Source organism: Kitasatospora sp. NPDC088134, assembly GCF_044741705.1.
In the GTDB taxonomy this organism is placed as follows: domain Bacteria; phylum Actinomycetota; class Actinomycetes; order Streptomycetales; family Streptomycetaceae; genus Kitasatospora.
This window is the reverse complement of the sequence record NZ_JBIUTD010000009.1, coordinates 117,036-134,678: the sequence shown is the minus strand read 5'-3', so window position 1 is coordinate 134,678 and position 17,643 is coordinate 117,036. Positions and strand designations below refer to the sequence as shown.

At 72.7% G+C, this 17,643-nt stretch carries 16 protein-coding genes; 3 read left to right on the top strand and 13 right to left on the bottom strand.

Annotation, left to right across the window (positions count from 1 at the left end; all coding sequences use genetic code 11):
• Nucleotides 1-249: 249 nt before the first annotated feature.
• The 9 genes from mltG to ppk2 form a co-directional block, all read right to left on the bottom strand.
• Nucleotides 250-1,446: an endolytic transglycosylase MltG gene (gene mltG / locus ACIOHG_RS16990; protein WP_400950858.1), complete on the bottom strand. Its 1,197-nt coding sequence runs from the start codon at nt 1,444-1,446 to the stop codon at nt 250-252.
• Between the two features lie 92 nt (nt 1,447-1,538).
• Nucleotides 1,539-2,033, bottom strand: a complete 495-nt coding sequence (gene ruvX, locus ACIOHG_RS16985) for a Holliday junction resolvase RuvX (RefSeq protein ID WP_400950856.1) — start codon at nt 2,031-2,033, stop codon at nt 1,539-1,541.
• A complete protein-coding gene (alaS, locus tag ACIOHG_RS16980) occupies nt 2,030-4,696 on the bottom strand; it encodes an alanine--tRNA ligase (protein ID WP_400950854.1) in 2,667 nt (888 codons plus the stop codon). The genes ruvX and alaS overlap by 4 nt, the downstream gene beginning before the upstream one ends.
• On the bottom strand, nt 4,696-5,121 hold the full coding sequence (locus ACIOHG_RS16975; RefSeq protein ID WP_400950851.1) for a DUF6167 family protein: 426 nt from the start codon (nt 5,119-5,121) through the stop codon (nt 4,696-4,698). The genes alaS and ACIOHG_RS16975 overlap by 1 nt, the downstream gene beginning before the upstream one ends.
• 5 nt (nt 5,122-5,126) lie before the next feature.
• The gene (locus tag ACIOHG_RS16970; protein WP_400950848.1) at nt 5,127-5,603 is read right to left on the bottom strand and encodes a DUF948 domain-containing protein; all 477 of its coding nucleotides are present in this window, start codon (nt 5,601-5,603) and stop codon (nt 5,127-5,129) included.
• A 177-nt stretch (nt 5,604-5,780) separates the two neighbouring features.
• Complete coding sequence (gene rpsD / locus ACIOHG_RS16965; protein ID WP_400950845.1) at nt 5,781-6,395, bottom strand: 30S ribosomal protein S4; 615 nt, start codon at nt 6,393-6,395, stop codon at nt 5,781-5,783.
• Nucleotides 6,396-6,701: 306 nt separating this feature from the next.
• Nucleotides 6,702-8,051: a replication-associated recombination protein A gene (locus tag ACIOHG_RS16960; RefSeq protein WP_400950843.1), complete on the bottom strand. Its 1,350-nt coding sequence runs from the start codon at nt 8,049-8,051 to the stop codon at nt 6,702-6,704.
• A gap of 41 nt (nt 8,052-8,092) precedes the next feature.
• On the bottom strand, nt 8,093-8,713 hold the full coding sequence (locus tag ACIOHG_RS16955) for an L-threonylcarbamoyladenylate synthase (protein WP_400950841.1): 621 nt from the start codon (nt 8,711-8,713) through the stop codon (nt 8,093-8,095).
• A gap of 9 nt (nt 8,714-8,722) precedes the next feature.
• On the bottom strand, nt 8,723-9,511 hold the full coding sequence (gene ppk2 / locus ACIOHG_RS16950) for a polyphosphate kinase 2 (RefSeq protein ID WP_400951191.1): 789 nt from the start codon (nt 9,509-9,511) through the stop codon (nt 8,723-8,725).
• Nucleotides 9,512-9,758: 247 nt separating this feature from the next.
• Here ppk2 and ACIOHG_RS16945 point away from each other — a divergent pair, with 247 nt between their 5' ends.
• Nucleotides 9,759-10,736 (top strand): LysR family transcriptional regulator, encoded by a 978-nt coding sequence (locus tag ACIOHG_RS16945; protein ID WP_400950838.1) that lies wholly within the window; start codon nt 9,759-9,761, stop codon nt 10,734-10,736.
• On the opposite strand, the gene ACIOHG_RS16940 is transcribed toward ACIOHG_RS16945, so the two are convergent.
• The 4 genes from ACIOHG_RS16940 to ACIOHG_RS16925 all read right to left on the bottom strand — a co-directional run bounded on the left by ACIOHG_RS16940 (nt 10,709) and on the right by ACIOHG_RS16925 (nt 15,165).
• Entirely contained in the window at nt 10,709-11,227 is a 519-nt protein-coding gene (locus ACIOHG_RS16940) for a GNAT family N-acetyltransferase (protein WP_400950835.1), read from the bottom strand. The genes ACIOHG_RS16945 and ACIOHG_RS16940 overlap by 28 nt on opposite strands.
• A gap of 154 nt (nt 11,228-11,381) precedes the next feature.
• Nucleotides 11,382-13,187, bottom strand: a complete 1,806-nt coding sequence (gene aspS, locus ACIOHG_RS16935; RefSeq protein WP_400950833.1) for an aspartate--tRNA ligase — start codon at nt 13,185-13,187, stop codon at nt 11,382-11,384.
• Nucleotides 13,184-14,446 carry a histidine--tRNA ligase gene (gene hisS, locus ACIOHG_RS16930; RefSeq protein WP_400950831.1) on the bottom strand — a complete coding sequence of 421 codons (1,263 nt, stop codon included), beginning with the start codon at nt 14,444-14,446 and terminating at the stop codon, nt 13,184-13,186. The genes aspS and hisS overlap by 4 nt, the downstream gene beginning before the upstream one ends.
• A gap of 11 nt (nt 14,447-14,457) precedes the next feature.
• Nucleotides 14,458-15,165 (bottom strand): MBL fold metallo-hydrolase, encoded by a 708-nt coding sequence (locus ACIOHG_RS16925; protein WP_400950828.1) that lies wholly within the window; start codon nt 15,163-15,165, stop codon nt 14,458-14,460.
• A gap of 225 nt (nt 15,166-15,390) precedes the next feature.
• Here ACIOHG_RS16925 and ACIOHG_RS16920 point away from each other — a divergent pair, with 225 nt between their 5' ends.
• Nucleotides 15,391-16,140 (top strand): peptidylprolyl isomerase, encoded by a 750-nt coding sequence (locus ACIOHG_RS16920; protein WP_400950826.1) that lies wholly within the window; start codon nt 15,391-15,393, stop codon nt 16,138-16,140.
• A 206-nt stretch (nt 16,141-16,346) separates the two neighbouring features.
• Entirely contained in the window at nt 16,347-17,576 is a 1,230-nt protein-coding gene (locus tag ACIOHG_RS16915; protein ID WP_400950824.1) for a DUF349 domain-containing protein, read from the top strand.
• The last annotated feature ends 67 nt before the right edge of the window (nt 17,577-17,643 follow it).

Sequence of the window (17,643 nt, the reverse complement as noted above, 5' to 3'; positions counted from 1 at the left end):
GACTGCTGCTGGGCCTGCGGCTGGTGTCCGTAGCCCTGCTGCTGGTGCTGGTGCTGCTGCGCCTGCTGGTCGTGCGGGGGCTGCTCCCCGGGGTACCACGGCTGGTCGCCCTGGGCACCGTAGTGCCCGCTCTGATCAGTCATCGATCCCCTTACCGCGTTCAGGGTGGCCGTCGAACCCGCGTGCCGGCGCAGCACGTGGGGGGAGACGCTACCGTACCGCAGCGTAGCCAACGGCCGTCAGCGGCCGTCAGCGGCCGCCGCGGGGGGCGGGCGCCGGAGGCGCCGGGGAGGCGTGCTGGGCCCGGTAGGCGTTGAACTCGTCGACGTTCTTGCGGTGCTGCTCGGGGCTGTCGGTGAACCTGGTGTCGCCCGGGCGGACCGTGACGAAGTACAGCCAGTCACCGTCGGCGGGGTGGACGGCGGCCCGCAGCGCGTCGGGGCCGGGGTTGCCGATGGGGGTGGGCGGCAGCCCGGGGTGGGCGTAGGTGTTGAACGGGGAGTCGAGCCTGGTGTCGGTCTGGGTGGTGGTGAGGGTGGAGCGGCCGAGGGCGTAGTTGATGGTGGAGTCGAGCTGCAGCGGCATGTTCTTGGCGAGCCGGTTGTAGACGACCCGGGCGACCCGGGCCATGTCCTCGGGGTTGTCGGCCTCGGCCTGGGCGAGGCTGGCGACGGCCAGCACCCCGTACGGGGAGAGGTTGTTGGCGGCGGCGGCCTGGTCGAGTCCGTCGGCGGCCAGGACGGTGCCGGCCTGCTTGACCATGCCCTGGAGGAGGGTGAGGGCGGTGGAGTCGCCGGTGACGGGGTAGGTCGAGGGGTAGAGGTAGCCCTCGGGCCGGCCGGCCGCGTCGGCGGGCAGGCCGAGTTCGGCGGCGTGCTGCTCGGCGGTGGCTTTCGCGGTGCCGGCGGGCAGGCCGAGCCGGGTGTCGATCGCGGCGTACACCTGGGCGGAGCGCCAACCCTCGGGAACGGTCAGGGCGTTGGCGTTGGCGGGGTCGAGCAGCAGGTTGAGCGCCGAGACCGCCGACATCTTCTCCCGGAGGGTGTACGTGCCGGGCTGGATGCGGTCGCCGGCCGGGCTCTTGGCGGCGGCCTCGGTGAACGCCCGGGTGGAGGCGATGACGTGCCGGTCCGCCAGGGCCTTGCCGATCTGGGTGATGCTGGCGCCCTGGGCGACCGAGATCTGCACCTGCCCGCTGCCGCCGCCGGCGAAGTCCGGGGCGGCCTGCTTCCCCTCCGGCCAGAGCAGCAGCGCCGCCACCGCCACCGTCGCCACCACCCCGAGCAGGCCCGCGACGCTCAGGCAGCAGGCGGCGCCGGTGCGGACCCGGCGCGGGTCGGGCGGCTCGACGCCGTACGGCAGGCCGGGCGGCGCGGACTCGGGCTCGACAGCGGGGGCGCCGAGGTGACCGGGCGTCAGGCCGGGCGCGGTGTACGGGTCGGTCACGACGGGGCCTTCCGGCGGCGGGCAAGGAGAGAGGGGCCCGTGCGGACGCGCGTCCGCACGGGCCCCTCTACCGGGAAGCTAACCCGAACCGATCAGATGACCGGCTCGACACTCTCACCGGGCGCCCGACCGCTCACCCGTTCGGTCTCAAGCGCCGACTGCAGGATCACCACGGCGGCTGCCTGGTCGATCACCGAGCGGCCCTTCTTGGACGACCGGCCCGAGGCCCGCAGCCCGGCGGCGGCGGTGACGGTCGTCATCCGCTCGTCCACCAGCCGCACCCCGACCGGGTACAGCAGTCCGGCCAGCCGGCCCGCGTACTCGCGGACCTTGGCGGCGGCCGGGCCCTCCTTGCCGTTCAGCGAGCGCGGCAGGCCGACCACCACCTCGACCACCTCGTACTCCTCGACGATCGCCTTCAGCCGGGCCTGCGAGCGGCCCCCGGCGGGGACGGTCTCCACCGGCGTGGCGATCAGCCCGTCGGGGTCGCAGACCGCGACCCCGATCCGGGCGTCACCCACGTCGACGGCGATCCGCCGGCCGCGCCGGAAGACCTTCTCCGGGACTTCGCCGTGCTGCTCGCTCACGCGCGCTCGGCCACCAGCGCCCGGACGGCCTCGATCGCCTCGCCGACCGCGGCCGGGTTGCTGCCGCCGCCCTGCGCCACGTCGTCCTTGCCGCCACCGCCGCCGCCGAGGGTCTTCGCCGCGGTGCGGACCAGCTCGCCGGCCTTGATGCCGCGGCCGCGGGCGTCCTCGTTGGTGGCGATCACGGTCAGCGGGCGGTCGTTGGCGACCGTGAACGCCGCCACCACGGCCGGGCGGGAGCCCAGCCGGGCCCGGACGTCCAGCACCAGCTTGCGCAGCTCGTCGGCGCCGGTGCCGTCGGCGACCCGGGCGGCGACCAGGGCCACGCCCCGGACGTCCTCCGCGCCCTCGGCCAGGCCCGCGGCGGCCTGCAGCACCTTCTCCGCGCGGAACCTCTCGATCTCCTTCTCGGCGTCCTTGAGCTTGGCGAGCATGCCGGAGATCTTCTCCGGCAGCTCCTCCGGGCGGCCCTTGACCAGTTCGGTCAGCTGGGACACCACGGTGTGCTCGCGGGCCAGGAACTTGTACGCGTCGACGCCGACCAGCGCCTCCACCCGGCGCACGCCGGAGCCGATCGAGGACTCGCCGAGCAGCTTCACCAGGCCCAGCTGGGCGGTGTTGCCGACGTGCGTGCCGCCGCACAGCTCCTTGGAGAAGTCGCCGATGGTGACCACGCGCACCGAGTCGCCGTACTTCTCGCCGAACATCGCGATGGCGCCCTGCTTGCGGGCCTGGTCCATCGTCATCACCTCGGCGGTGACGTCGAGTTCGCGGACCAGCACCTCGTTGATCTTCTGCTCGACGTCGGTCAGCACCGAGCCGGGAACGGCGGCGGGCGAGCCGAAGTCGAAGCGGAAGCGGCCCGGCGCGTTCTCCGAACCGGCCTGCGCGGCGGTCGGGCCGAGCGCGTCGCGCAGCGCCTGGTGGGTCAGGTGGGTGGCCGAGTGGGCGCGCGAGACGGCCCGGCGGCGGTCGGTGTCGATGGTGGCGTACGCGGACGCGCCGAGCACCACCTCGCCGAACAGCACCCCGCCGGAGTGCACGATCACGCCCGGCACCGGCTGCTGGACGTCGCGGATCTCGACCACCGCGCCGGAGTCGAGGCGGATCCGGCCGTGGTCGGCGAGCTGGCCGCCGCCCTCGGCGTAGAACGGGGTGCGGTCGAGGACGATCTCGACCTCGTCGCCCTCGGTGGCCGCGGGCGACGGGACGCCGTCCACCAGCAGGCCGACCACGGTGGCCTCGCCCTCGGTGTGCGCGTAGCCGGTGAAGACCGACGCGCCCGCCTGGTCGGCGACCTCGCGGTACGCGGCGACGTCGGCGTGGCCCATCTTCTTCGCCCTGGCGTCGGCCTTGGCGCGGTCCCGCTGCTCCTGCATCAGGCGGCGGAAGCCGGCCTCGTCGACCTGGAGGCCCTGCTCCTCGGCCATCTCCAGGGTCAGGTCGATCGGGAAGCCGTAGGTGTCGTGCAGCTTGAACGCCTGCTCGCCGGAGAGCACCGCGCCGCCGGACTGCTTGGTCTCGGTGACGGCGGCGTCCAGCAGGTTGGTGCCGGAGCGCAGGGTCTGCAGGAAGGCGTTCTCCTCCGCGACCACCACGGTCTCGATCCGCTTGCGGTCGCTCTCCAGCTCCGGGTACTGCGGGGCCATCGCCTTGATCGAGATGTCGATCAGGTCCTTGGCGACCGGCTCGGTGGCGCCCAGCAGCCGCATGTTGCGGATCGCCCGGCGCAGGATCCGGCGCAGCACGTAGCCGCGGCCCTCGTTGCCGGGGGTGACGCCGTCGCCGACCAGCATCAGCGCGGTGCGGAAGTGGTCGGTGACCACGCGCAGCGAGACGTCCGACCTGTGGTCCGCGCCGTAGGTGTGGCCGGTGAGCTCGGCGGCGCGGTCGAGGATCATCCGCGAGGTGTCGATCTCGAACAGGTTGTCGACGCCCTGCAGGATCGCGGCGAGGCGCTCCAGGCCGAGGCCGGTGTCGATGTTCTTGCTCGGCAGGTCGCCGAGGATCTCGAACCCGTCCTTGCCGTCGCCGTGGCCGCGCTCGTACTGCATGAAGACCAGGTTCCAGATCTCCAGGTAGCGCTCGCCGTTGACCGCCGGGCCGCCCTCCTCGCCGTACGCGGGGCCGCGGTCGTAGTTGATCTCCGAGCACGGGCCGCACGGGCCGGGGACGCCCATCGACCAGAAGTTGTCCTTCATGCCGAGGCGTTGGATCCGCTCGGACGGGACGCCGATCACGTCCCGCCAGATCTGCTCGGCCTCGTCGTCGTCCTGGTAGACGGTGATCCAGAGCTTCTCGGGCTCCAGGCCGTAGCCGCCGTCCGCCACCGGGCTGGTCAGCAGCTCCCAGGCGAACGTGATGGCGCCTTCCTTGAAGTAGTCGCCGAACGAGAAGTTGCCGCACATCTGGAAGAACGAGCCGTGCCGGGTGGTCTTCCCGACCTCCTCGATGTCCAGCGTGCGGACGCACTTCTGCACGCTGGTGGCGCGCTGGAACTGCGGCTTGATCTCACCCAGGAAGTACGGCTTGAACGGCACCATGCCGGCGTTCACCAGCAGCAGGGTGGGGTCGTCGGCGACCAGCGAGGCCGACGGTACGACGGTGTGGCCGCGCTCCTCGAAGAAGCGCAGCCAGCGGCGGCGGATCTCTGCCGACTCCATCAGTGGGGGTCCTTCCGATCGGTCGTGCGGCCCGGCAGCTCGCGCTGACGGGACTTGGCAACGATGGCTTGGGGGGTGCGCGGGGTGCGCGACGGGGGCAGGGCGGCGGCCGGGGAGCCCGGGGCCGCCGAGATAGCTCGGCCGCTGCCGTCGGCGGCCGCGCCGCGCAGCAGGCGGCGCGGCGGCTCGACCACCGCGGAGCCGTCCAGGCCGAGGTCCGCCCGCAGCTGCCGCTCGCGCTCGGCCATGCCGGCCTTCACGTCCAGCGCGAAGCGCTTGGCCGCGTCACCGGCGTGCAGCGCGCCGCGGGCCGCGGTGCCGGACAGCGAGTCCGGGGTGAGGCGGTGCACCGCCTCGTTGGCCTTGCCCATCGCCCACACCGCGGCGCCCGCGCCGACGGCCATCCAGAAGATCCTGCGCACCATTGCCGTCAGCCCCTCACGGCCCGGCGGACCCGGGCCAGCAGCCCGCCGCGCGGCGCCGTCGCCGCCCGCACCTCGGCCCGGATCATCCGGGCCAACTCCTCGCGCTCACCGGCCTGCTGAGGCACCGTCACCCCGGACTGCTGCCGGGCCACGGCCTTCCGCACGCCGTAGCTGAACGCGGCCAGCTTGACCAGCGGCCCGCCCAGCGTGGCCGCCACCGTGGAGGACAGCGCCTTGGCGTCGGCCGCGGCGTCCTGCACGTTGGCGGTGATCTCGTCGACCCGCTCCAGCTGCTCGTTCGCGCTGCGGACCGCGGTGTTCGCGTCCCGCAGCAGCGGGACGGCCTGCTCGGTCACGGCGGCGACCAGCCCGGTCGCCTCCCGCAGCACCTTGGACAGCCGGACCAGCACCACCGCGAGCAGGGTGACCAGGACCGCCCAGAAGACGGCGACCAGCAGCCCGGCCAGCTCTCCCACGGACACCTTCGCGCGCTCCCTCGCTGTGCGGTCACACTCTTGCAATCCCAGGGTTGAACCCTACCGTGACCGCGGGTCGCCTCCCGACCCGCCACCTCCCCGGGAGGGTCGGCCCGCGGGCGGGGCCCGGGAACGGGAAACGCCCCCGCGGTCCGAGGACCGAGGGGGCGTTCCGCTCGCGGGTCAGCGCGAGTAGTACTCGACGACGAGCTGCTCGTCGCAGATGACCGGAACCTCGCGGCGCTGCGGCGCCCGGTCCAGGCGGAAGGCCAGGGCCTTCAGGTTGACCTCGAGGTACTTCGGGGTCTGGCCCTCGCCGGCGTTGCCGCCCTCGCGAGCCACCTGGAAGGGGACCTTCTCCTTGGACTTGTCCTTCACCGTGACGACGTAGCCCGGCTTCATCTGGAACGACGGCTTGTTGACCTTCGCGCCGTTGACCTCGATGTGACCGTGCACGACCATCTGGCGGGCCTGGTAGATGGTGCGGGCGATGCCCGAACGCAGGACCAGGGAGTCGAGACGGACCTCCAGCAGGCCGACCAGGGCCTCGCCGGTCTTGCCGCCGACCTTCTTGGCGGCCTCGAAGGCACGCGCCATCTGCTTCTCGCTGAGGTCGTACTGCGCGCGCAGACGCTGCTTCTCGGTCAGACGGACCTTGTAGTCGGAGTTCTGCTTGCGGCCGCGGCCGTGCTGGCCGGGCGGGTACGGGCGGGCCTCGAAGTACTTGACGGACTTCGGGGTCAGCGGAATGCCGAGAGCACGGGCAATCTTGACCTTGGGGCGCTTCTGGTTCGCCATGTTTCCTTTTCCTGTTCAGTTACGGCTGTCACCAGGTGTTGACGGAGGACGCTTCTCGCGGTCCGGAGAAAAACCGCCCGTCGCCGGACGATCAGCCGCTCTCCGCGACCGGGCACTATGTGCTTGCACACGAGAGGCCCACCGACCGGGAAGGGTGGTGGGCTGCCCGCGACACCGAAGACCGGTGCGCGCCGCTCCTGGGGAACCCCCTTGCGGGAGAGCCCCGTTCAGTGCCCCGCTGGTGCGGCCGGTCGCTCCTCGCGGAACCCCGGGCCCGGGACACACTGCGGACAGTCTACAGGCTGTTCACTCCCCCTTGAGCCGGGCCCTGGTCCACTCCGCGATGTCCGCGTACCGGGCCTCGCCGCCGCGCCGGGTCGGCCGGTAGTACTCCTTGCCGTGCACCTCGTCCGGCGCGTACTGCTGGGCGGCGATGCCCTCCGGCAGGTCGTGCGGGTACTGGTAGCCCTTGCCGTGCCCGAGCTTCTTCGCCCCGCCGTAGTGCGCGTCCCGCAGGTGCGCGGGCACCGCGCCCGCCAGCCCCTGCCGGACGTCGGCCAGCGCGGCGTCGATCGCCAGGTAGGCGGCGTTCGACTTGGGCGCCAGGGCCAGCGCGATCGCCGCCTGGGAGAGGATGATCCGGGCCTCCGGGAAGCCGATCAGCGCCACCGCCTGGGCGGCCGCGACGGCGGTGGACAGCGCGGTCGGGTCGGCCAGGCCGACGTCCTCGCTGGCGGAGATCATCAGGCGGCGGGCGATGAACCGCGGGTCCTCCCCCGCCTCGATCATCCGGGCCAGGTAGTGCAGGGTGGCGTCCACGTCGCTGCCCCGGATCGACTTGATCAGCGCGCTCGCCACGTCGTAGTGCTGGTCGCCGTCCCGGTCGTAGCGGACCGCGGCCTGGTTGACGGCCGTCTCGGTCGTCTCCAGGGTCAGCACCCGCTCGCCCTGCTCCAGCGCCGCGCCGGCCGCCGCCTCCAGCGTGGTCAGCGCCCGCCGGGCGTCGCCCCCGGCCAGCCGGACCAGGTGGTCCTCGGCCTCCGGGCTCAGCTCCACGCTCCCGCCCAGGCCGCGCTCGTCGGCGACGGCGCGGCGCAGCAGGGCCCGGACGTCCTCGTCGGTCAGCGACTCCAGGGTGAGCAGCAGCGAGCGGGACAGCAGCGGCGAGATCACCGAGAAGTACGGGTTCTCGGTGGTCGCGGCGATCAGCGTCACCCAGCGGTTCTCCACGGCGGGCAGCAGCGAGTCCTGCTGGGCCTTGGAGAAGCGGTGGATCTCGTCCAGGAACAGCACCGTCTCGCGGCCGCTCATGCCGATGGCGCGCCGGGCGCCGTCGATCACCGCCCGGACCTCCTTGACGCCGTGGGTGATCGCGGAGAGCTCGACGAACCGGCCCTCCACGGCCTGGCTGATCACGTGCGCCAGCGTGGTCTTGCCCGTCCCCGGCGGCCCCCAGAGGATCACCGAACTGGTCGCCGCCGGGCCCTTCGCCCCCGCCACCAGCCGCCGCAACGGCGAGCCGTCGCGCAGCAGTTGGCGCTGCCCGGCGACCTCGTCCAGCGTCCGGGGCCGCATCCGCACCGCCAGCGGGGCGCGCCCCGGCTCGGTGTTCCGGCGCTCCTCGGCGGCGTGCGTGAAAAGGTCGGGCTCGTCCACGCCACGAGCCTATGCGACCGGACGGACGCCCGGGGACCGCGCTACTCGAAGCGTGCCGGGTCCCCCGCGCCGTACCGGACGATCTCGGCGGTGCCGTCGGAGAAGTCGACCACGGTGGTCGGGACGGTGCCGCAGTCGCCGGAGTCGACCACGATGTCCACCACGTGGTCGAGCTCCTCCTTGATCTCCCAGCCCTGGGTCATCGGCTCCTCCTGGCCGGGCAGCAGCAGCGTGCTGGAGACCAGGGGCTCGCCGAGCTCGGTGAGCAGGGCGCGGGTGACGGGGTGGTCGGGGATGCGGACGCCGACGGTCTTCTTCTTGGGGTGGAGCAGCCGGCGCGGCACCTCCTTGGTGGCGGGGAGGATGAAGGTGTAGCTGCCGGGGGTGGCGGCCTTGACGGCGCGGAAGACGTTGTTGTCGAGCTGGACGAACCGGCCGAGCTGGGCGAAGTCCTCGCACATCAGGGTGAAGTGGTGCCGCTCGTCGAGCCGCCGGATGCTCCTGATCCGGTCGAGGCCGTCCCGGTTGTCGAGCCGGCAGCCGAGCGCGAAGCAGGAGTCGGTGGGGTACGCGATGAGGGCGCCGTCCCGGACGGCCGCGACCACGGTGGAGATCGTGCGCGGCTGGGGGGTCTCGGGGTGCACGTCGAAGTACTTCGCCATTGGACGACCCTACTGCGCGAGCACGGTCGCGGCGTGGTCGAACACGTACTTCTGCAGGTCGCGCGGCGGCCGCTGGTAGCCGCGCGGCTCGGGGCGCGGCGGCAGGGTGACGGCGGGCTTGACCACCTCGTGGTAGGGGACGGAGGAGAGCAGGTGGGCGATCATGTTGATCCGGGAGCGGCGCTTGTCGTCGCTGTCGACCACGTTCCACGGCGACTCGGGGATGTCGGTGTAGACGAACATCTCGTCCTTGGCCCGCGAGTAGTCCTCCCAGCGGGTGATCGACTCGACGTCCATCGGGGAGAGCTTCCACTGCCGCATCGGGTCGGAGAGCCGGTCGCGGAAGCGGCGCTCCTGCTCGACGTCGCTGACCGAGAACCAGTACTTGCGCAGCACGATGCCGGCCTCGATCAGCATCCGCTCGAAGGTGGGGCACTGGTGCAGGAACTGCCAGTACTCCTCGTCGCTGCAGAAGCCCATCACCTTCTCGACGCCGGCCCGGTTGTACCAGGAGCGGTCGAACAGCACCATCTCCCCGGCGGCGGGCAGCTGTTCGACGTAGCGCTGGAAGTACCACTGGCCGCGCTGGCGCTCGGTGGGGGCGGGGAGGGCGGCGATCCGGGCCAGCCGGGGGTTGAGGTACTCGGTGACCCGCTTGATGGCGCCGCCCTTGCCGGCGGCGTCGCGGCCCTCGAAGACCACCACCATCCGGACGCCCTCGGTGCGCACCCACTCCTGCATCTTGACGAGTTCGCGCTGGAGCCGGAGCAGCTCCGCCTCGTAGACCTTCTTCGGCATGCGCTTGACGCCGCCGGACTTCTTCCCGCCCTTGGATTCCGCCACCGTGTCTGCCCTCCGCCGAACGCCTGTGCTGACGATCCCTCAGGTTACGGTCGATCAGGCGTCCGCGCAGGTCGGCGCAGCCCCGGCGGGTCGGAACCGGCAGCCCCCCGTGACCGCCGGTGCCGCCCCGCCGGGGTCGGCCGCCCCACTGTGGAACACCCCCGGGTGCGGGGTCCAATGCATTGCTCCATAACCTACGGGCATGGATGTGGACACCCGGCTGCTGCGGTACCTCACGGTGGTGTGCGAGGAGGGCCAGCTGACGGCCGCCGCGGCCCGGCTGGGCGTGAGCCAGCCCACGCTGACCAAACAGGTCCGGGCGCTGGAGCGGGAGTTGGGCGTCGAGCTGTTCCGCCGCTCGAAGACGGGGGTGACGCCGACGGCGGCCGGCGCGGTGCTGGCCACGCACGGGCGGGAGCTGCTGGCCGGCTGGGCGGCGGCGCTGCGGGCGACCCGGCAGGCGGCGGCGGACGCGGGCGGGGAGCTGCGGGTCGGCTTCGAGGGGTCGACGATCAACCTGCTGGGCCGGGCGGTGGTGGAGGACTTCGCCCGCCGGATGCCGGGCTGGCGGCTGCGGATGCGGCAGAACAACTGGTTCGAGGAGTCCTCCGGCCTGGCCTCCGGCGAGCTGGACCTGGCGCTCTGGCACGCCCCGGCCGCGATGGCGGCCCGGTACGCGCACGTGCCGCTGGGCCGGGAGGAGCGCTGGGTGGTGCTGCCGGCCGACCACCCGCTGGCGGGGCGGGCCGAGGTGGACGCGGCGGAGCTGTGGGACGAGCCGTTCGTGGCGATACCGACGGAGGCCGGCCTGTGGCGGGACTACTGGCTGGGCGCCCCGGAGCGCGGCGACCGGCCGGTCCGGATCGGGGCGGTGGCGCACAACGCGGACGAGTGGATGGCGGCGGTGGCGTACGGGCAGGGCGTCGGGTTCGCCCCGCAGTCGGTGGCCCGCTGGGCGGGCCTGCCGGACGTCCGCTGCCTGCCGGTGCGCGGGCTGGCGCCGAGCCTGGTGGGGCTGTTCCGGCTGCCGGGGCGGGCGTTGACACCCGCGATGGCGGCGTTCGCGGAGTCCTGCCGGCTGCACCTGGAGGTGCAGTTCCGGGCGGCCGGTGGCGGCCGGTCGCCCGTGCCGGGCCCCGCTCGGGCCGGGGCTCAGACCTCGGCGAACGGGGCCGGGTAGCGGCACACCCCGTGCGGCAGGCCCTGCGGGGCGCCGTCGGGGCCGGGCAGCGCGAGCACCTGGAAGTACCCCTCGGGCACCTCGAACGGCCCGCTGATCCGGTGGCCGGCGGCCGGGACGAAGCCGAAGCGGCCGTAGTAGTCCGGGTCGCCGAGCACCACGACGGTGCTCTCCCCCGCCTCGGCGGCGGCGGCCAGCGCGGCCCGCACCACGGCGGTGCCGACGCCCTTGCGCTGCCACTCGGGGGCGACGGCGACGGGTGCGAGGGCCAGCCCCTTGCCGGGCCCGATCTTCAGCCGGGTGAGCAGCGCGTGGCCGATGACCACCTCGCGCTCGTCCACCGCGACCAGCGAGAGGGCGGGCAGCCAGGCGGTGTCGCGGCGCAGCGCGTCCACCAGGTCCGCCTCTTCGGGGCCTGGGAAGGCCGCCATGTGCACGCGCCGCGTCTCGGCGGCGTCGCTGGGGAGTTCGACTCTGGTCCGTACGGTCATCCTTGACCCTTCTTGCGCCCTGCACCCCGTCGTGCAGCGGTCCGGCCCCGGGCGGTGGCAGCCTACTCCTGGCAGGTGCGCACCGGCCGGGGCCGGAACGAATCGTGATCTCCGTGCTGCCCCGTCAGGAACGGACGGGGATGGTGACGCCGCGTCAGGCGGTCGGCTCGGCCTCGGCCTTGGCGTCCTTGCTCTCCTTGGCCTCCTTGGCCTTCGGCTGGGCGTCCACGCCGGCCTCGCGGCGCTGGGCCGGGGTGATCGGGGTGGGCGCGCCGGTCAGCGGGTCGCCGCCGGTGGAGGTCTTCGGGAAGGCGATGACGTCCCGGATGGTGTCGTAGCCGCCCAGCAGGGTGACCACGCGGTCCAGGCCGAGCGCGATGCCGCCGTGCGGCGGCGGGCCGTAGTTGAAGGCGTCCAGCAGGAAGCCGAACTGCTGGGCGGCCTCCTCCTCGGACAGGCCGATCGCGTCGAACGCCCGCTTCTGCACGTCCCGCTGGTGGATACGGATCGAACCGCCGCCCAGCTCCGAGCCGTTGAGCACCAGGTCGTACGCGTTGGAGAGCGCGCTGCCCGGGTCGGTGTCGAAGGTGGCCAGCGACTCGGCGGTCGGCGCGGTGAACGGGTGGTGCACCGCGTGCCAGCCCTGGAACTCGCCCTTGTCGTCCTCGATCGGCTCGAACATCGGGAAGTCCACGACCCAGAGGAAGGCCCACTGCGACTCGTCGATCAGGCCGCAGCGGCGGCCGATCTCCAGGCGGGCGGCGCCCAGCAGCTCCTGCGAGGCGGTCTTCTTGCCCGCCGCGAAGAACACCGCGTCGCCGGGCTTGGCACCCGCGGCGGCGGCCAGGCCGGCCAGGTGCTCCTCGGACAGGTTCTTGGCGACCGGGCCGCGCAGCTCGCCGGTCTCGGCGTCCACCAGCACGTACGCCAGGCCGCGGGCGCCGCGCGCCTTGGCCCAGTCCTGCCAGGCGTCGAGCTGCTTGCGGGGCTGCGAGGCGCCGCCGGGCATCACGACCGCGCCGACGTACGGGGCCTGGAAGACCCGGAACTCGGTGCCCTTGAAGTACTCGGTCAGGTCGGTGAGTTCCTGCCCGAAGCGGACGTCCGGCTTGTCGGAGCCGTAGCGGGACATCGCGTCGGCGTAGGTCAGGCGCGGCAGCGGGTTCGGGATCTCGTACCCGTGCACGTCCTTCCAGATCCGGGCGACGATCTTCTCGCCGAGCGCCAGGATGTCCTCCTGGTCGACGAAGGACGCCTCGATGTCGAGCTGGGTGAACTCCGGCTGCCGGTCGGCGCGGAAGTCCTCGTCCCGGAAGCAGCGGGCGATCTGGTAGTACCGCTCCATGCCGGCCACCATCAGCAGCTGCTTGAACAGCTGCGGCGACTGCGGCAGGGCGTACCAGTGGCCCGGCTGGAGGCGGACCGGGACCAGGAAGTCGCGGGCGCCCTCGGGGGTGGAGCGGGTCAGGTACGGGGTCTCGATGTCGAGGTAGTCGTTCTCCTCCATCACCGTGCGGATGATGTGGTTGACCTTCGAGCGCAGCCGCAGCGCGCGGGCCGGGCCCTCGCGGCGCAGGTCGAGGTAGCGGTAGCGCAGCCGCACCTCCTCGTTGACCGAACCCGGCTCGTACTCGGCGACCTGGAACGGCAGCGGCGCGGCCTCGGACAGCACCTCGATCGACTCGACGACGACCTCGACCGCACCGGTCGGGATGTCCGGGTTCTCGTTGCCCTCGGGGCGGACCCGGACCTCGCCGACCACCTTCACGCAGTACTCGGAGCGCAGCCCGTGCACCGACTCCAGGTCGCGGACCACGACCTGCACGGTGCCGGAGGCGTCCCGCAGGTCGATGAAGGCCACGCCGCCGTGGTCGCGGCGACGGGCCACCCAGCCGGCCAGGGTGACGGTGGTGCCGGCGTGCTCCGCGCGGAGCGTGCCCGCGTCGTGCGTGCGGATCACAGCTGCTTCTCCTTCAGGGTGGTGACGAGCGCCTCGAGGGCGACGGGGGTCTGCTCGCCGGACTCCATGTCCTTGAGCTGGACCACGCCCTCGGCGAGGTCCCGGTCGCCGGCGATCACGGCGAACCGGGCGCCGGATCGGTCCGCCGACTTCATGGCGTTCTTGATGCCCTTGACGCCGAACGCGAGGTCGGTGGCCACACCGAGCCGGCGCAGTTCGACGGTCTTGGCGAACAGGACGGTCTTGGCCTCCTCGCTGAGCGCGACCGCGTACACCGCGGTGCTGGAGGGCAGGTCCAGGACGACGCCCTCGGCGTCCAGCGCGAGGTAGGTGCGGTCCACGCCGAGCGCCCAGCCGACCGAGGGCAGCGCCGGGCCGCCGATCATCTCGGACAGGCCGTCGTAGCGGCCGCCACCGCCGATCGCGGACTGCGACCCGAGGCGGTTGTGCACGAACTCGAAGGTGGTGCGGGTGTAGTAGTCCAGACCGCGGACCAGCTTCGGGTCGTCGGTGAACTCGACGCCCGCGAGGGTCAGCAGTTCGCGGACCTTCTCGTCGTACGCCTTGCAGTCCTCGCACAGGTAGTCGCGCAGCTTGGGCGCGTCCACCAACTGGGCCTGCACCGACTCGCGCTTGTCGTCCAGCACCCGGAGCGGGTTGATCTCCGCGCGGCGGCGGGTCTCCTCGTCCAGGTCGAGACCGGCCAGGAACTCGACCAGCGCGGCGCGGTAGACCGGTCGGCACTGCTTGTCGCCGAGGCTGTTGAGCAGCAGCGAGTAGTCCGACAGGCCGAGCGAGCGGAAGGCGTCGTCCGCCAGGATGATCAACTCCGCGTCCAGCGCCGGGTCCTCGGCGCCGATGGCCTCCGCGCCGACCTGCGAGAACTGCCGGTAACGGCCCTTCTGCATCCGCTCGTAGCGGTAGTAGTTGCCGGAGTACCAGAGCTTGACCGGCAGGTTGCCCTGCTTGTGCAGGTTGGCCTGGAGCGCGGCGCGCAGGACCGAGGCGGTGCCCTCGGGGCGCAGTGCGAGCTCGTCGCCGCCCCGGGTGGTCAGGTTGTACATCTCCTTGGTGACGATGTCGGTGGACTCGCCGACACCGCGGGAGAACAGCTTCACGTCCTCGAAGACCGGGGTCTCGATGTAGCCGTAACCGGCTCGGCGCGCGGGGGCGGAGATCGCCTCGCGGACCGCCAGGAAGATCGCCGAGGTGGGCGGCAGCAGGTCGTAGGTGCCCTTGGGGGCGGTGAAGGTGCTCAACTTCTCTTCCGTCACATTCCTCGTCGCGGGAAAGCCGGGGCGCCTGCCGCCCCCGCTGCCTGCTGGAGGTAGGGGTTCGTGGCGCGCTCTCGGCCGATGGTGGTCTGGGAGCCGTGGCCGGAGAGCACCACGGTCGCGTCGTCGAGGGGCAGGCACACCCGGGCCAGCGAGCGCATGATCGCCGCGCTGTCCCCGCCCGGGAGGTCGGTACGCCCGATGGAGCCGGCGAAGAGCAGGTCGCCCGAGAACAGCACCGGAGGAATGTCCGAGGCCGCGGGCGTCCGGAACGTCACCGACCCCTCGGTATGGCCCGGGGCGTGGTCGACGGTGAGTTCCAGACCGGCCAGCTCCAGCAGCGCGCCGTCGGTCAACTCGCGGACCTCGTCCGGCTCGCCGACCGTGATCGAGCCCATCAGCTGCTGCCCGAGCGAGCGGCCGAGCGCCTTCTCCGGGTCGGCCAGCATGTACCGGTCCGCGGGGTGGATCCAGGCCGGGACGCCCTGCGCGCCGCAGACCGGGACGACCGAGGCGACGTGGTCGATGTGCCCGTGGGTGAGCAGCACGGCGACCGGCTTGAGCCGGTGCTCGCGGATCAACTCCTCGACGCCCTGCGCGGCTTCGTGCCCGGGGTCGACGATCACGCACTCCTCGCCCGCGGCGGGTGCGACCAGGTAGCAGTTGGTGCCCCAGGCCCCGGCGGGGAATCCGGCGACGAACACGCGAGTCCTTCGTTCCGTGCGGTGGCGATCGTTGACCCCCGCAGCCTACCGGCGGCGCGGGGCCGCGGGCGAACCGGATTACCGGGGCGTTCAGCTCTTTCTCATTCCGCACTGATCCCGTACTGACGCACGAGGTCCTTACACTGGGCCGCCGACGGGTGCGATGATCCGCACACGACAGTCACGAACCCCCTTTCGAACACCCCCAACTAGGAGACACGGCCGGTGGTCAGCAGCGAACAGCGGCGGCGGCAGCTCGCCCGCGAGAAGTACGAGCGCCAGATCCAGGCGCGCGCCGAGGCGGCCGCCCAGCGCAAGAAGCGCAACGCGATCGTCGCCGCGGTGCTGGCCGTCGTGGTGGTGGCGGGCGTCGCCACGGTCGCCTCCGGCGTGTTCTCCTCGGACGACAAGAAGGACGACAAGGCGGCGGCCGCGCCGGCCGAGAAGCCCACCGGCAAGAAGTGGGACGCCGAGCCGGCCATGACGATCGACACCAAGGCCGCGTACACCGCGACCGTCGACACCTCGGCGGGCAAGGTCTCCTTCACGCTGGACGCGGCGAAGGCCCCGCACACCGTCAACTCCTTCGTGTTCCTGGCCGGTCAGCAGTTCTGGGACAACACCAAGTGCCACCGCCTGACCACCGAGGGCATCTACGTCCTGCAGTGCGGCGACCCGACCGGCACCGGATCGGGCGGCCCGGGCTACAAGTTCGCCGACGAGAACCTCGAGGGCGCGACCTACCCGGCCGGCACCGTGGCGATGGCCAACGCCGGCCCGGGCACCAACGGCAGCCAGTTCTTCCTGGTCTACAAGGACACCCAACTGCCGCCCAGCTACACGCCGTTCGGCAAGATCACCAGCGGCCTGGACGTGCTCCAGAAGATCGCCGACGCCGGTACCCAGACCGGGACGGGCGACGGTGCGCCCAAGACCCCGGTCAACGTGAAGAGCATCACGGCCGCCAAGGGCTGAGCCGCCGCGAAAATCGACCGGCGCCGGATGCGGACAGCACCGGCGCTGGTCGCCTATGTTGCTGTTGTATAGGGTGCCCAGACCGTCGGCCGTCACCCTCGGCGCACGACCAGGACGGCTCGGGACGGCGGACTCCATCGGTCCGCCGACATCAACTGTGGACGACGCTCCCGCCCGTGGGCGTGGCGTCATGTGGAGGAGGCGCTGTGAGCAGCGACCCGTGGGGCCGTGTCGACGAGCAGGGGAACGTCTACGTCAGGACGGCCGACGGCGAACGCCAGGTCGGCTCCTGGCAGGCCGGCTCCCCGGAGGAGGCCCTCGCCTACTTCGAGCGCAAGTTCCAGGGCCTGGAGGCGGAGATCGCCCTCCTCGAGCACCGGGTGCGCAAGACCGACCTGGCCGCCAAGGAGGCGCAGACCACGCTGGACCACCTGCGCGCGCAGGTCGCCGAGGCGCACGCGGTCGGCGACCTGGCCGCGCTGGCCGGCCGGCTGGACACCCTGGCCGGTGAGATCGAGGCCCGGCAGAGCGAGCGCAAGGCCGCCCGGGCGAAGGCCCAGGACGAGACCCGCGCCGCCAAGGAGGCGCTGGTCGCCGAGGCCGAGCAGCTCGCCGAGTCCAACCAGTGGCGGGAGGCCGGCGACCGGCTGCGCGCCCTGGTCGACAGCTGGAAGGCGCTGCCGCGGCTGGACCGCAAGAGCGACGACGAGCTGTGGCACCGCTTCTCGCACGCCCGCTCGGTGTTCTCCAAGCACCGCAAGGCGCACTTCGCGGCGCTCGACTCGGAGCGCGAGTCGGCCCGTTCGGTGAAGGAGAAGCTGGTCGCCCAGGCCGAGGCGCTCTCCGCCTCCACCGAGTGGGGCCCGACCGCCGCCGCCTACCGCGACCTGATGACGCAGTGGAAGGCGGCCGGCCGCGCCCAGCGGGACGCGGAGGAGGAGCTGTGGGCCCGCTTCCGCGGCGCCCAGGACGTCTTCTTCCAGGCCCGGTCCGCCGCGTTCTCCGAGCGGGACGCCGAGCAGGGCGAGAACCAGAAGGCCAAGGAGGCGCTGCTGGTCGAGGCCGAGGCGATCCTGCCGATCACCGACCTGAAGGCCGCCAAGGCCGCGCTGCGCGACATCTCGGAGCGCTGGGAGGCGATCGGCCACGTCCCGCGCGACGCCCGGCCGAAGCTGGACGGCCGGCTGGCCACCGTGGAGCGCGCCGTCCGCGAGGCCGAGGAGGCCGAGTGGCAGCGCTCCAACCCGGAGGCCCGAGCCCGCGCCACCGGCATGACCGCGCTGCTGCAGGCCGCCGTGGACAAGCTGCAGGCCGACCTGGACAAGGCCCGCGCGGCCGGCAACGCCTCGAAGGCCGCCAAGCTGGAGGCCGAGCTGGCGGGCCGGCAGGCCCTGCTCGACCAGGCGCAGAAGTCGCTGCAGGAGTTCACCGCCTGATCCGCGCCGACCCCGCGTCGGAACGCGAGGGGCCCCGCCGGCACACCGGCGGGGCCTTCGCGTTCCG

Bases quoted from the DNA above. Each gene is read 5' to 3' on its own strand.
- alaS (WP_400950854.1), bottom strand. From the start codon at position 4,696: ATGGAGTCGGCAGAGATCCGCCGCCGCTGGCTGCGCTTCTTCGAGGAG.
- ACIOHG_RS16975 (WP_400950851.1), bottom strand. From the start codon at position 5,121: ATGGTGCGCAGGATCTTCTGGATGGCCGTCGGCGCGGGCGCCGCGGTG.
- rpsD (WP_400950845.1), bottom strand. From the start codon at position 6,395: ATGGCGAACCAGAAGCGCCCCAAGGTCAAGATTGCCCGTGCTCTCGGC.
- ACIOHG_RS16955 (WP_400950841.1), bottom strand. From the start codon at position 8,713: ATGGCGAAGTACTTCGACGTGCACCCCGAGACCCCCCAGCCGCGCACG.
- ppk2 (WP_400951191.1), bottom strand. From the start codon at position 9,511: ATGCCGAAGAAGGTCTACGAGGCGGAGCTGCTCCGGCTCCAGCGCGAA.
- ACIOHG_RS16945 (WP_400950838.1), top strand. From the start codon at position 9,759: ATGGATGTGGACACCCGGCTGCTGCGGTACCTCACGGTGGTGTGCGAG.
- ACIOHG_RS16940 (WP_400950835.1), bottom strand. From the start codon at position 11,227: ATGACCGTACGGACCAGAGTCGAACTCCCCAGCGACGCCGCCGAGACG.